This is a genomic window from Paenibacillus sp. AR247, from assembly GCF_002968895.1.
Lineage (GTDB): Bacteria > Bacillota > Bacilli > Paenibacillales > Paenibacillaceae > Paenibacillus_AQ > Paenibacillus_AQ favisporus.
Genome location: NZ_PCZT01000005.1, coordinates 44857 through 58010, shown reverse-complemented (window position 1 = coordinate 58010; position 13154 = coordinate 44857). Strand labels below are relative to the sequence as shown.

At 56.5% G+C, this 13154-nt stretch carries 13 protein-coding genes and 5 pseudogenes; 2 read left to right on the top strand and 16 right to left on the bottom strand.

All coding sequences use genetic code 11. From position 1 onward, the window contains the following. The 16 genes and pseudogenes from CPT76_RS37015 to CPT76_RS04230 form a co-directional block, all read right to left on the bottom strand. Window positions 1-747, bottom strand: a pseudogene (locus tag CPT76_RS37015) (hypothetical protein); the annotation flags it as partial. Between the two features lie 17 nt (window positions 748-764). Continuing rightward, window positions 765-1118, bottom strand: coding sequence for a hypothetical protein (locus CPT76_RS04295; protein WP_105442042.1), 354 nt, complete (start codon window positions 1116-1118; stop codon window positions 765-767). Window positions 1119-1133: 15 nt separating this feature from the next. Beyond that, entirely contained in the window at window positions 1134-1712 is a 579-nt protein-coding gene (locus tag CPT76_RS04290) for a YmfQ family protein (RefSeq protein ID WP_105442041.1), read from the bottom strand. Next, window positions 1705-2787, bottom strand: a pseudogene (locus CPT76_RS04285) (baseplate J/gp47 family protein). Before CPT76_RS04285 ends, CPT76_RS04290 begins: the two are co-directional and overlap by 8 nt. Next, window positions 2787-3244 (bottom strand): annotated as a pseudogene (locus tag CPT76_RS04280) (DUF2634 domain-containing protein). Before CPT76_RS04280 ends, CPT76_RS04285 begins: the two co-directional pseudogenes overlap by 1 nt. Further along, a complete protein-coding gene (locus CPT76_RS04275) occupies window positions 3237-3647 on the bottom strand; it encodes a hypothetical protein (RefSeq protein ID WP_105442040.1) in 411 nt (136 codons plus the stop codon). Before CPT76_RS04275 ends, CPT76_RS04280 begins: the two are co-directional and overlap by 8 nt. Beyond that, window positions 3640-4617 carry an XkdQ/YqbQ family protein gene (locus CPT76_RS04270; protein WP_105442039.1) on the bottom strand — a complete coding sequence of 326 codons (978 nt, stop codon included), beginning with the start codon at window positions 4615-4617 and terminating at the stop codon, window positions 3640-3642. The genes CPT76_RS04275 and CPT76_RS04270 overlap by 8 nt, the downstream gene beginning before the upstream one ends. Beyond that, window positions 4614-5249 (bottom strand): annotated as a pseudogene (locus tag CPT76_RS04265) (LysM peptidoglycan-binding domain-containing protein). Before CPT76_RS04265 ends, CPT76_RS04270 begins: the two are co-directional and overlap by 4 nt. Window positions 5250-5291: 42 nt before the next feature. Further along, window positions 5292-6947 carry a hypothetical protein gene (locus CPT76_RS04260; RefSeq protein ID WP_105442038.1) on the bottom strand — a complete coding sequence of 552 codons (1656 nt, stop codon included), beginning with the start codon at window positions 6945-6947 and terminating at the stop codon, window positions 5292-5294. Window positions 6948-6962: 15 nt separating this feature from the next. Then, a complete protein-coding gene (locus CPT76_RS38915) occupies window positions 6963-7097 on the bottom strand; it encodes a hypothetical protein (protein ID WP_258168074.1) in 135 nt (44 codons plus the stop codon). A gap of 23 nt (window positions 7098-7120) precedes the next feature. Beyond that, the gene (locus CPT76_RS04255; RefSeq protein WP_076175084.1) at window positions 7121-7555 is read right to left on the bottom strand and encodes a phage tail assembly chaperone; all 435 of its coding nucleotides are present in this window, start codon (window positions 7553-7555) and stop codon (window positions 7121-7123) included. Window positions 7556-7810: 255 nt separating this feature from the next. Continuing rightward, window positions 7811-8217: pseudogene (locus CPT76_RS04250) on the bottom strand (phage tail tube protein). Window positions 8218-8291: 74 nt separating this feature from the next. Further along, a complete protein-coding gene (locus CPT76_RS04245; protein ID WP_105442037.1) occupies window positions 8292-9752 on the bottom strand; it encodes a phage tail sheath family protein in 1461 nt (486 codons plus the stop codon). A 3-nt stretch (window positions 9753-9755) separates the two neighbouring features. Then, window positions 9756-9965 (bottom strand): YqzN/YkzM domain-containing protein, encoded by a 210-nt coding sequence (locus CPT76_RS04240; RefSeq protein ID WP_105442036.1) that lies wholly within the window; start codon window positions 9963-9965, stop codon window positions 9756-9758. Window positions 9966-9976: 11 nt separating this feature from the next. After that, a complete protein-coding gene (locus CPT76_RS04235; RefSeq protein WP_105442035.1) occupies window positions 9977-10816 on the bottom strand; it encodes a hypothetical protein in 840 nt (279 codons plus the stop codon). Window positions 10817-11256: 440 nt separating this feature from the next. Next, on the bottom strand, window positions 11257-11733 hold the full coding sequence (locus tag CPT76_RS04230; RefSeq protein ID WP_105442034.1) for an ArpU family phage packaging/lysis transcriptional regulator: 477 nt from the start codon (window positions 11731-11733) through the stop codon (window positions 11257-11259). A 260-nt stretch (window positions 11734-11993) separates the two neighbouring features. On the opposite strand from CPT76_RS04230, the gene CPT76_RS04225 reads away from it, so the two are divergent. Both CPT76_RS04225 and CPT76_RS04220 read left to right on the top strand, forming a co-directional pair. Further along, window positions 11994-12452 carry an XRE family transcriptional regulator gene (locus CPT76_RS04225; RefSeq protein WP_105442033.1) on the top strand — a complete coding sequence of 153 codons (459 nt, stop codon included), beginning with the start codon at window positions 11994-11996 and terminating at the stop codon, window positions 12450-12452. 39 nt (window positions 12453-12491) lie between these two features. Then, the gene (locus tag CPT76_RS04220) at window positions 12492-12905 is read left to right on the top strand and encodes an ImmA/IrrE family metallo-endopeptidase (RefSeq protein ID WP_105442032.1); all 414 of its coding nucleotides are present in this window, start codon (window positions 12492-12494) and stop codon (window positions 12903-12905) included. Window positions 12906-13154: the final 249 nt, after the last annotated feature.

The window sequence follows — 13154 nt, the reverse complement described above, 5'->3', positions numbered from 1 at the left end:
AGCCTTATTCTTCCAGGCTATGATGACCTTTGGAGTGAATCCGAAGTTTTGAGAAATTACAAACGGGGCTCTGGTGATCGTGGCGCCGGAGGTGGTCGGGTAGTTTTGACCATTAAGTGATGAAGATTGGGTGTACCCGTTCGCCACTTTCCAACCTCCAGCCGTACCCTCGATCCCGAAAATAGATTTCCCTGATAAGATGTTCTCGGGGATGTAGTTAGGGTCATATACCGCTATAGAGCCGTAATTAAGAGAGTCGACGCCGAGCGAGTAGTACCCCGTCTGAGGTGCTATAGTCAGGGTTCCACCTCCGTCTGCTTTAATGTTTGCAGGCGCTACTTTCCCCGTGTTCTGTGCGTTGGAGTAATCCGGCATTACCCCAGCTTGCCCCGCTATGGTTGTACCTGTGAGGACTTTATCTCTAGGTACGTTTACTCCTTTCACGACTCCAGCGCCGTTGTGGTAGCCTGCAGGGATCGTAATATCCGAAGGCCCCGGGGTGATCACCTGCGCCCCACGATACTGCATACTGGCGATCGCTGCGCGGATCGTCGACCATGACGCCGCTGTCGTCAGGTTTAGCGCCGGGTTCAAAGAGTTCAGCTTGTTGACGACGTCGGTTTTGATCGCGTCATTGTTCGCCTCCGCCGCGTTTGTTACATCAATCAGCGCTGTCAGGTCTGTCTGGCTAATCCCTTGACCCGATCCTATCCCCCGCGCCCGCAGCGCATCTGTAATGCTTGGCATGCCTCTCTCCTCCTTCCTTAGCTGTCTGCGTACGTCTTGTTTACGACGTTTCCAGCGCTGTCGTAGGTCAGCGTCCAGGTCCGTGTCTTGGTGCCCCCAGGCATGCCCAGCGTCCAGGTGTCCGTCGTGTATTTGCCGCTGCTGTTCTTGTTCGACAGCTGACAGCTGATTGCCACGCTCCCGTCTTCTGGCCGAAGGTATTGAACCTTTGTGTAGACCTGCGCGTCTGCGTCCCAAGACGATGTATCCACCTTCTCCTGGTATGGCCGCCCCAGAAAATCAATAATATCCAAGTTTGCATTGTATGCGGCCAGATTGTTATTATCAGAGCCCTCTGGCCGCTGGATACCGCTCGGCAAAGTATTAGCCATCCCTTAACCCCTCCTTTACGGTCTATATTTCTCCCATTCATCCCAGGTGAGATTGAGCGCATCTGTTTGATCCCAGGACTTCTTCGCTTTGTCCAGCTCGTCCCACGTTAAATAAGTGAATTTATACTCCAATGACATATGAGCCGGTTTTATTTCCTCCATGACTGCCTTCAAATCTTCCAAATTCGCTGGAATACCCCGCGTACCAATAAAGGTAACGGTGATTTTATACTCACCCGGTGAAATCAGTACACTAACTTCCCCGCCGTCGTAGGCCTGTGCCACGTTTTTGATCATCGAACCCGAAACCTTGCCACTGCCTCTCAACTTGGATTCAACATAAGAGCGTCTTTGATCAATCGGCTTATTTTTATCCGTGGGTATCCCCAGCTCCGCCTCCCACCGTTCCAACCCCCACGTCGCCGTCTTCACAAAAAACTGCTCCAGCGTCTCATTCAGCGCCGCATAAAGAGCATCCATCTCCGCGCCCTTTGCATCCACATCAGCTCGAATGACCCGGCTGAATTCGTAGTAAGCTGGCAGATAGGAGAACAGTTCGGCACCACGAGAGCTTGTAAATGCAGCGTCACTCATGAACGTCCACCGCCCCCAATACGGCTACTTCCCCAGGACTGATTTGGATATTCGTATCCACGGCGCCGTTGACCGTCAGATTGGAATAATCAATGATCGGTGGGATATCCAGCAGAATGGCAGCAATTCGGGTAAAGCGGACAAGCGGATCGGCAAAAGCCAGCTGTTTCAGATAGGCGGTAATGCCGCCGATCATCTGCTCCTTGACCATGTCTAAGGTTGCACCGTCAGCCAAAGTGAGCTGGACCGAGATATCGATCGGCACCTCTTTTGCGGGCATCACCGTTACAACCGGTCCCGCTGGAGCTTTTCCTTCCCCCTGACCGTCCATGGTTGGATCAATATACTGCTGAACAGCTTCAACGATCGCCGAACTGGCTGCGCGCTTGTCCATATCGACTAAATAAATGCCTACCGTCCCCGGACCTTGCCATAACGGAGCGACCTGCACTCCTCCCACGCCGGGAACCTCATTGGCCCACTGGATATATTGCGATTTGTTGCCGCTGGTCCCCTGGTTTCGGATTTCCGCATAGTACCGTTCCAACAACGACTCATCCGACTCCTCGTCGGCGCCGCCGGTTACTGCTGTCGGATTGGTCACCGAGATGATGCCGCTAGTTGGAACCAGCATGACCTCAATAAAGCAGTGATAGGCGCCAGTCCCTCGCCGCTGCTACCCAGCGTCACGTCGGCGGTTGTTTGGTACTCAATACTCGACTCACCCGTAATTTCGTCAGCCGGCGTAGCAACTAAGGTTCCTTTTGCCAGTTTTTTTTCCCGGCTGCCCCACAAACCTCGCGGTCCCGGTCGCAGGCACCGCTGCTCTCCGGTTCACCCCGCGCTCCGCCGTTCTTAAGGTCAGGTACTCACCGAAAGCCGTACTCGCAAACCCCCGCCTCAGCACCTCCTGCGCCCACAGCGCTGCCTCGGACAGCATGAACGCCACCGGCGCCTGCGCGTCCCAAATAAAAGAACCCTCGGACTTGTCGATATCCGAAGGCACCCTGGCCAGCATGCGGCTCATAATGTTCTCTTCCGTCTGATCCTGCAAAAAAAGCGGCAAGTCGGCCATCAGATCACCACGCTTTCTATGATTTCAATCTCGTCCCGGACGCTTTGAATGCGGCAGCTGAAGCGGCAGGCCTCACCTTCCCACGCAAATACGAACTGATCCACGCTCTCCGTACGCGCATCCGCCAGGAGCGCCTCGGAAACCATGCGCCGGATTTCACTCTCGAGCAGAGCGTGATCGTAGCCGCTGCCGACCAGATCCTCCAGCTCGCTGCCATAGTCCCTGGAATAGATGAGATGGCGGTAGCGCGGGGTACGGATGGCTTTTTCGCACCAGGTTACCCAGGCTTCCCTTTCATCCGCAACGGCGATTTTACGGGCGGGGACATGACGAATTCCCCGACTTCAAAATCGAACCGCCAGCTCCTCCCAAACACCGCCCCGCTTCCCTCCAATAGTTCCGTCTCCGCATCCTCGGTCCACACCATGTCTTCCGTCTCCGGAAACAAATTAGCCACGGCCGCTCACCACCCTGCAGACGACGACCACGTCATCCCCGCCGTTTACGCGGACGGCCAGCACCCGGTCCCCGGGCTTAAGCCCGGCACCCAGCTTCAGCGCAGCATCAGGGACTTCGGTTTCGTCAAAATAAAACGACGTATCCATCGCCACGCTCCCCCAGTTCGGGGAATCTGTCCGAACCCCAGATGCTCCAACCGCCATATAACGCGGCAGCGCAAGCAGCCCGGGCAGCTCGGCCACCATGTAGTCCTGCATTTCGTGCTTGAAATCGTCCAGCTTCAGCCCCGTCGACGTGATCGTCCCCAGCACCGCCCCGACGCCGCCGAGCGCCTGGCGCGTGTGCTTGCCGACCGAAGCGTACAAAGAGGATGCAAGCTGTCCATACGGGTCTTTATTCAAGGTAAAACCTCCTTTTGACATCGTCGTAGGTTCCGAGCTCCAGCGACATGCTTCCCGGATTGCCCAGCTCGCGGCTGACCGAGATGACGATCAGCTGCACTTGGCCCAGCATGACCGCATCACCTGCCCGAATCGTATTGATATCCGGCGCGTTGACGGTGATCGTCTCCTGGACGCCGCGCAGCTTGCTGCGGGCGAGCTCGCGGGCGGCTGCTCCGTTTTTCACCTCGTCGTCGTGGATAATCGCCTGGAGCTGGCCGTACTTGGCCACCTCCTTTTCCTCAATAGCGAGGACTTTGGACGGAACCTCTTTGCCCGTCTCGCTCGCCGTGGTCGCCAGCACCTTCACCTTCGTCGCTGCTCCTTCCAGCGTGCGCGTCTGCATCGTATCCGTTACTGCCTCTAGGACGTACACGTCCGGGTTGGTACCCAGCTCATAAAGTTCAAGGCCGGAGGCGATCATCCTGGGATGATACAGCTTGCCGCCAGCTTTGGCGGTAGCCCGCAAATCAGCAAACATGCTAGCATACAGCGACTGCGTTCGGTATACGGCCCGGCCCAGCTCCTTACTGGTATCCGGCAGCTTGGCGATTTTCAAATTCCAGTCGGCGGCATATTTTTTAAAACGCTGCGTCGCCGTCTGCTTCGCAGGGAATAAATACTCGTCCTCCGATTTGTCCAAATAAACGGTCCGGTCGTACAGGGTTATAGTCATACGCTTCATGCCGTTGTTCGTCGTCTCGACTTCCCACACGACCGCAGGATGCAGCAGGGTAACGTAATCCTTTTTCCCGTAAGGAATGCCGCTGATGCGGATCGCCATGCCCGGTGCGATTGGAGGCAAATCCGGTGTCACCACCAAGTTGACCGTGCCCTGGTAAGCAATCTGCTCCAGTGAGTCCCGCAGGTTGATCGCCTCCACCAAGGGGGTCAAATCGTATTTGTCCTGCAAAATCACCTTGTAACTCATGACAGCACCAGCTTCTGCCCCGGCTTAATAGCGTTTCGGATCCTTGCCGATTACCTTCTGGTTCAGCTTGTAGATCTGGTTCCATTTCGAGCTGTCGCCGAGCTCCAGTTTGGCGATTTTGGAAAGGGAGTCCCCGCCTTGACCGTGTAGGTTTTGTTTTTCTCCTTCATGTCGGTGCGCTGCTGTTTGTTGACTGCCGTCCCGCCGCCGGTGCTGCTTCCAGCCGTTTTCGTCACCTTAAGCTCTCTCCACGTGCGGAGCGTGATATCGAAATACACGTCCCCGGGCTCCCCGCCCCGGAACGTCGTTTGATGGGAGGCCACGAACACGGGCACATTGATCCCGGCTTCGCTAATGACAAACCGGAGCGGGGTTTTCATCACCAAAAAATCGTTCAGTTTGTTCATCGCCACCTGCGGATCAGGCAGCTCGCCTTTTCCCCCTTTGCAGAAGGACTCATCGTATACTTTCGGAAAAAAGGAGGAAAACGAGATTTCCTTAATCCGGTCTCCCTGCGGAAAATCGAACTCCCCGGACGAGAGAATGTTGGCGGTATCATAGCCCTTTTGCCTGGAAATGATCACTTCCTCCGGATTAACCGGAAACGTGAATCGCTCGCCCTTCCCGGTCATTAACACCAACTCCAAAGCAGTTCCTCCTCTCTGGAAACGTCGTTACACATATGCTTTCGCCCCCGGTTTGCGGTTCTGCGCAGCTTTGGCAAACTCCGAACGCAGGCGCTGCCCGATCTGCAGGATCAGGCCCTCCACATCTATGGGCGTCTCTTCATGCACAGTCACCTGCACCGCACCCGCCGGGAGATTGTAGTTGGTTTCCGTTTTAAAATCCTTCAGAAACCCCGACAGCGCCGACATCTGCTCCGGACTGATCTGCACGAGCTGTGGCGTCGTTTTGCCGCCTCCGTTGCCCCCGATTCCCGGCTTAACGCCTCCGGTTGCAGCCTGCAGCCGTGGGCCTGTTCCCATCGGAGCGGCCGGACCTTGGGCTCCGGGCAGGTAGGGACCGTAAGCTTTGCTGGTTAGTGGGAGGGGGGATGTTGGAGGCACATACCTATTCGGGTAGATCATTCCCGGTAACCCTTTTTGGGCAGTCCATGCAGATGAAGCGTATTGTCCATACGGCAATCCTGTTGACACAGCCGGTGCAGGTCCGAAACTAGTATCAGGTTTTACGGAAACTGGCTTGTCCTTTTTCTTCTTTTTCGAGAACAGACCCGAGACCCAGCCGCCGACCTTCTCTCCTATATAACCTCCGGCTGCACCACCCAGCATTGCTCCGACCGCCGTTCCTCCACCAGGAACAACCGATCCTAAAAAGCCTCCCAAAACCGTTCCGACACCGCTCCCGACGGAGGACCCTATGGCTTGAGCCCGCTCTTTCCCGGTCTTTGCGGTCATAATGGATATGGCATCGGCTGCGAATCCAAGGACCCCCGGCAGATTTTTGCCTATGCCCTTGGCGGCTGAAGTCATCATTCCACTGCTTCCGATGGCTTTTACGGTAGAAGCAGCGATCCCGCTGCTCTGGGCAGCTTTTGTGGCTGAATTGGCGATCGCACTGCTTTTACTGCCACCGAAGAATTCCTTTCCACTTTTCCACAACCCCTGTATTCCGCCGATAACGCCTTCACCAGCAGAACCAATGGTATCGATGAAATCACCCGCTGCGCCCATCGTTTTCCACGCTCGGCCCAAGGTCTTTTTCCGCTTATAAGTTTCAGTCCTTAGAGGAGTTTCCCTTTTGGCAGCGTCAGGGTCGGCCGCGAGGTCCTTTTTCTCCTTATCTTTGTCCTCGCCTTTCCATGCCTTTTTGATGGCTTTGCCTTTATCCGGGATTTCCCCCGCGCTTTTCAACCCTCCGCCAAAGTTTTTTAGTGCAGAAAATACATCCTTGATTTTGTCAGCAGTGGACTTTGGGCCGTCCTTCTTCTCCCCGCCGCCGATCTTCAGCTCCCCTATCGTTTCCGTGAGCTTTTTGACGGCGGCCGAGTTTTCCTGAAGTGCTGTAACGAGAGTGGAAAAATCAATCTTTCCGCCTAACGTTCCCCCACCTACTGCAACATCTACAGTCGCCGTCGCCCGGATAACCTGGGACTTCACGCGGTTGATTTTTTCCAGCAGGCTGTCCAGCCCTTTCGAGGCACTGTCCTTCAGCGCGATTTCGGGAACCATACGGGTTCTCCCGATCTTCAGCACCCGCCCCTGAATCCGTTCGAAATACCGCTCCATCGCCCGCAGCTCCCGGTTCGCCTTGATCACGTTTTTCGGATCAATGACGAGATTCAGCCGGTAATTTAACGTTTCTGCCATGAATTCTTCACCTCCTTAACCTTGTTTCATGGCTGCCATCTGTTCGATTTCTTCCTGGGAAAAAGCGAGCAGCAGCAGCCGCTCCCCGCGCGGGAGCCGCCAAAACTCTCCGGGACGAAGGTGATGCCGGGCCCACAGGTGGTACAGCATCGTCGTCATTCCCCCGGAGCCGATCAGTTTTTTAGGTCAGCGATCTCGACCCCAAAACCGGACAGCTCCAGCACCTTGTCGCCGACGGCGTCCAGCTCCCCGGCCAGCAGCATGCGGCGTACCGCCTGCTCCCCGCCCGACAGCTTCAATCGGCTTGTGATCCGCGGATCGCCCCAGCCGTTCAGCGTGAGCCCCTTCACTTCCAGCTTGCCGGTGGCTTCGGAGATAAGCAGCGCGTTGAACGTTTCGGTATCGACCTTTTCGTCCACCGCCCCCTTCACCGTCCGGCGGACCGTACACCGCTCACGGATGCTATCCACCTTGCTTGAGGTCAGGCCGTGCAGTACGATCTGCATATCCAGGCGCTTGATGCGCACAGTCTCCTCCGGCAGCTTCTCCGCCGCCTCAAACAGGCTGTCCAAAATTTGTTCCTCGCTCCAGTTATCCTGCAAGCTCATGCGTCTTCCTCTCCTTCATTTGCTGAATGGTTTATATCCCTAAAGGGATGATGTTGAGAGTTTTACTCCTTGAAAAGAGGACTTACTCCACCTAAGGCACGATTAAAAGCAAAAGTGCAGCTTCATTTCCGGCCAACCCGCCATTTCGCGAATTCCACCAGAAGTCAGTGCACTTTTGCATCTATATTCTTCTAAAATGGTGACTTCGGCTGGATGAAGTACACTTTTGCAGTTTGGCAGCTTTCTCCGAACTCCTTAGTCTGCCGTGATCGGGTCCAGCAGCTCGTACCCTTCAAAGGTAAACGCGTTTCCTCCTGCACTTCCTCGCCGGCGGTCCAGTTAGCCAGCTGGATTTTGTCAGGCATGCAGCGGATCAGGCGGACGCGCTCATGTCCGTAGGACTCGGGATCGTCCAGCTTGGAGATGATTTCAAACTTCGTGAAGCCGCGGTTGATCATATCCGAGGTCACTTTGTAGCCGCTCATCGTGCCGGTTCCTTTTTTGCTACCGCTTTTGTGGACCGTCCAGTCGCTGCCTACCAGCTTGAGCTCGCGTTTTTCGATTTCGACGCTGGCTTCGAGCTTGTTAATGTGCGTCTGCCATACACCATCGATATAGGCCTGGCCGTACGTGCCGAGAATGACTTTTGAAGCATCCAACATAGGGGTTCCTCCTCAGAGTTATTCAAGTTTTTTTCATAGCTTGCATGNGTTAAAAAAAGACCGCGGCTCTTCCATCACTGCACGTAAAAAGTGCCGAACAGCTGCTCCATCACGTCCGTCAGCTTCACGTTCCACTGCAGGAACACCTGATCCGGCTCCGGCTGCTTCACCGCGGAATCGCCGTAGTAGGCCGGATCGAGGATGACGTCATAGCCATCCGGCTCAATGACGCTGCTCAGCGACAGCTGGCCGAGGTACTCCTTGACCGCGCCGATCAGGGCGAGGCGCCCTTCTTCCGTGTTGTTCACGCGGCCGATGTACGTCTGCTCCGCCGCCCGCTGCAGATCCGCATTAATCGCGTCCATGACGCGGATGGAACGGATCTTCTTCCAGGCGCTGCTCTGGCCTTCGGCCGGCGTCGCCAGCGTGTTAATGCCGCGCAGCGCCTTCACCTGGCGGCCGTCAAAAAAGAGCAGGAACACGCCGCTCTTCACGGCCTGCTCCTGCTCGGAGCGCGTCCAGCGCCGGGTAACGTCCTCGAACGGCGTGACCGCGTACGTCGCGGACTGGTTCAGGCGCTGGCCCGCGATCAGGCCGGCCACATAGGCGGCCGTCTGCGCGGAGCTGTAGTCCGTCCCGGACAGACGGACGCCGGTGCCCACGTTGACGATGCCCTCGTGGTTCAATGCCAGGGAGCGGGCCGCCGCCAGATCGGCCGCATCCCTCGACACGTCATCGGCGGCGCTGCCTCCGAAGACGGCCATGACGCCGCGGCCTTCACCGCGCAGCCGCTTGATCCAGGCGGCAAAGCTCTGCAGCAGCGCCATGTCGGCGGCATAGTCGAGCGCCAGCAGGTTGAAGTCCTGGCCTTCGGCGGCCTCCTGCATGGCGACGTAATCGGCGTTCGTCAGGCCGCCGATGCCGCTCGCGCCGCCGGTCAGCGCCAGTCCGCTGACGTCGGCCGGTACACCGCCGCCATCCACGACCTCGGCAGTGACCCAGTCATTGCCGCCGTTGATGCTCGCGGCCAAGGAAGCGGCCGTGCCGTCCGCGCCGGTGAAGGTGCCGAGCAGCTTGGCGCCTTCATACAGGCGCAGCTCCTTTGCGGCCGGATTGCCGAGCGCAGGCTGCACCGTCACGGTGAAGCCGTTGCCGCGGCTGCCCGGGTGCTTCGCCGTCAGCTTCAAGATGGCGGTCGGCGCAGCATCGCCGCTCTGCAGCGTCACGGCCGCCGCCTGGGCCGTATCGTCCGCCAGGCGGTAGGCCAGCAGCTTCTTCGGACCGCCGAGCAGCGCCAGATAGAGGGCCGGGTAGGCGGTCGCCCCATTTTCGCTATCCGCGGCAAACATCGCAGCAATCGCCTGCTCGCTGCCGATCTCCACGAACTCGCGGACCGGACCCCAATTGGCTTTGACCGGCACGATCACCGTTCCGCGGCTGCCGCCTTGGATGGCCGACGTTGCCGCCGCTTTAAAGTTCATATACAATCCCGGCAGCACCGGTTGATTTGTGCTTTCCCAAGTTCCACCTGCCATAAGTTAGACCACCTTCGCTTTCATGAATTGTTGGATCTTTCCTTGTACCTCGGCGATCGAAAAATGCTGACCGTCCGTGTCATGCATAGCACCTGCCACGACCTCTGCCCGGACCCCGAACAGCTCCTTGGCCTGCGCCTTCAATTCCTTCAGCTCATACCTCGGCATGCCGCTTCCGGCTTCCGGGGTTTTCGAAATTTTCTTTACGCCCATATCGGGCCACCTCATTTCATGATAGGTTGAACGGCAACGCGGCGGATCAGCGCCGCTTCCTCAGCAGGACGCATCCGCCGCTGCACCAGGGTCAGCTTAAGCTGTCCATCCAGTATGGCGTCGGCCTGCATATTCGCGGAAACTTCCGCTACCGACAGGTAGCGGCGTTCCCCGTCACCAAGCGGCAGCTGGGTCTGTGCCCCCAGCTCCTCCACCAATACGACCGAGGCATGATGCTCGGTCTCCGGGAACGGTGCCGCCAAATGCCCCACAAATGTTTTGCGGATCTCGTACATCGAAGCCCCCGCCATCTTCGTCTCACAGCCGGCCAGCCGCCACAATACGGCATGCTCCTCCCGGTCCGCAGGCCACGACGTTTCGTAGACCTGCCACAGGTCAGCCAGCTTGCCCCGTGTCCATCCCGCCAAGGCGCTGAGCCATGCATCCGGCGGAGCAGGCGCTTCGGCTCCCGAAGCCTCCGGCAGGTACGCACCGAACCTGAGGCACCGGATGATGCCGCCCGAGGCCGGATCAAGCGCGTCCGCTTCCGGAACGCCCAAGTAATGCAGCAGGATCGCTCCCGGATCCGGACCTGCTATTCTTTGGCGCTGCAGCCCCTGAACCAGCTGCTGTGCCCAGGCATCCAGCCGGGATATCCCGGCACTGCCGCTATACAGCTTCACGCGCACCACCTGCCGGTAACCCACCCAGGCCGACTTCCAAATCTCCTCGCCAAGGGTGAGAACAGCGTATGGCCCGTCGTCCCCTTCTGCTCGCGGCTGCACATCGTAGATCCGGCCTTCCAGCTCGGGAATCAAGGCAGCGACTGCCTGTTTAACGGCTTCCCTCATACTACAACCATCCGAACCGTTTCTTTTGCGTCACAGCCCCTTCCATTCTTTTGTGTCCGCTGAATCTGTATCAACTCGGCCCCCTCCTTTCTATCTGATCAAAGCCATCGGGCAATGAAGCGTCACTCGTCCGCAAAAAAACCGGCCCTTCCGGCCGGCTTAACATCCACTGATTGTGTTCGGTACGTCCCTTTGCTTCATTCCCGATGATATAATCTTACACCCCGGATTCAAAAACGCTGACGGCAGTTCGGACGGTTATCGGCGGAAAATAGTACGAATATATGTTCGTATTTTTGCATCCTTTTTATTCCAAATAGGAATGGTTAGGATCAGACTTCTGGGGCCGATTCATCCCCCGAAACTCCCGCTTCCCATTAGATAAAGAAAAAAGCCGAAGACCTCTCCGGTCCCCGGCTTGTCCCGCTTATGAGCAGGCTTTATTTGGAATTGCAGGCTTTGGCTTTTTGAAGCTCGGATAACGTCAGCAGCCCGCGGTCCGCAAACGCCAGCGCCATTTTATAGAAGGCTCGCGTTCGTATTTTCGTGTACGTGTCCTTACTGACCGGCGGGTCGAGCACGTAATTGTAGACTTTATAGTCGAAAACGTCGTCTTCCTTCATATACCGTTCGCGGATCAGCGTCTGTTCCCGTTCGCCAAGCCGTTCCACGATCGACTCGATCATCCGGCAGTATGCCTGGCGGGCCGCAGGCGCGTCCACATTGTAGATGGCGACCTGCGCCGTCTGGTCAGAGGTCACGTTGGTCGGTCCGTGAAACCGTTCGGTATAAGAGGCGGTAACGCTCGCTTCCCTGACTTCAAACGTAATCGTTTTATAGATCCGGTATTTCTCCAAAATCGCTTCAACGGCGGCCTGGGTCTTGCGGCGGTCCAGCTGCGGCAGCATTTGATCCATATTCAAACACGCTCCTTCATGGATGTTCACCTAAAAAACTGTGGCTTGTTCGCATTTTTGTTCGTATAATGATGTTAACATACCACTTTTTGGGTATCGCGTAAAACCCGGAAATCCCGGCTTAACCACCATTTCGCTCCGGATTCCTTTTTCTTTCATGCCATTTGGTAATTATAACATCATTTTCTTTACCTTTTGGCAACATTGGATTATAGTAACGGATAGAAATAGATCTACGTCATAGAGGGAGTGGCTAAACCGTGGAAAAAGAATTCGGAGCCGTACTTAAGAGGCTGCGCGAGCAGAAGGGCATGACGATCAACCAGCTTGCCGAAGCATCGGGCATCAGCAATTCGCAAATTTCCCGCATGGAGAACGGGATTCGGGGCGTGCCCAAACCGCCGACCATCCGGAAGCTCGCGGACGCACTGGAAGTTCCATACGGCGAGCTGATGAGCGCAGCAGGGTTTTGGGATCCAGACGGGGCTCCCAAAGGATTGCAGGAGGAAGCGCCGGCATGGGCGACCTATAAGGACAAGCGGGATTTCAAGAAAATGCTGGAGGAAGACGGAGAGCTGATGTTCGACGGAATTCCGCTGGACGCCGAGGACAAGCAGCGTATCAAGGATGTCCTCACCGGGCTGTTCTGGGAAGCGAAGCAGATGAATAAGCGGAAGAAGAAGGAGCCAGGTTCTCCGGACAGCCCCTCTTCTTCGTGATGGGTGGGACGAACAATCCACAACTTGCAGGTGAATCCTATGGATGAAATGATTCGAAAGCTAATCCGAAAATATAAGACCAGCTGCCCTTTCGAACTTTCCCGGTCCCTTGGCATTCATATCCGCTACCTGGATCTCGGCAAATCCACCAAGGGACTCTATTACCGGAAACTGAGACGGCGGTTCATTGTGATTCACAGCGAGCTGTCCCCCGAGTGGCAGCGGTTTGTCTGCGCGCATGAGCTCGGCCATGACCGGCTCCATAAGGGGATCAACCATTTTTTTCTGGAGGAGCATTCCTACTTTGCCCCCGGCAAGCTGGAGCGGCAGGCCAACCGGTTTGCCGTCGGCCTTCTGTCCGCTGGAACGGCGATACTGCAGGGCGAAACGGCTGAAACCTACTGCAAGCGTGTCGGCATTCCGCCGGAAATGCACACTTATATTCAACCTTAGGCCAATAAATGATTCATAAGTCTTATTTCACCATTCCGATAGTTTATTAGAATAATAGGGGTAAGGAAAATTTATCTAATACGATTTAGGAGGTTATGAGATTCATGATCACAAGGAAATGGTTCACCTCCCTTCTGTTTAGTGCGGTGCTGTTGGCTGGTTCGGCCCAGGCGGCAGCGGCGGCAGAGGGTACGACCGGGAGCACCCCGGAGCCATCCGCCCCGTCCGGCAAGCATATTACGATTCTGC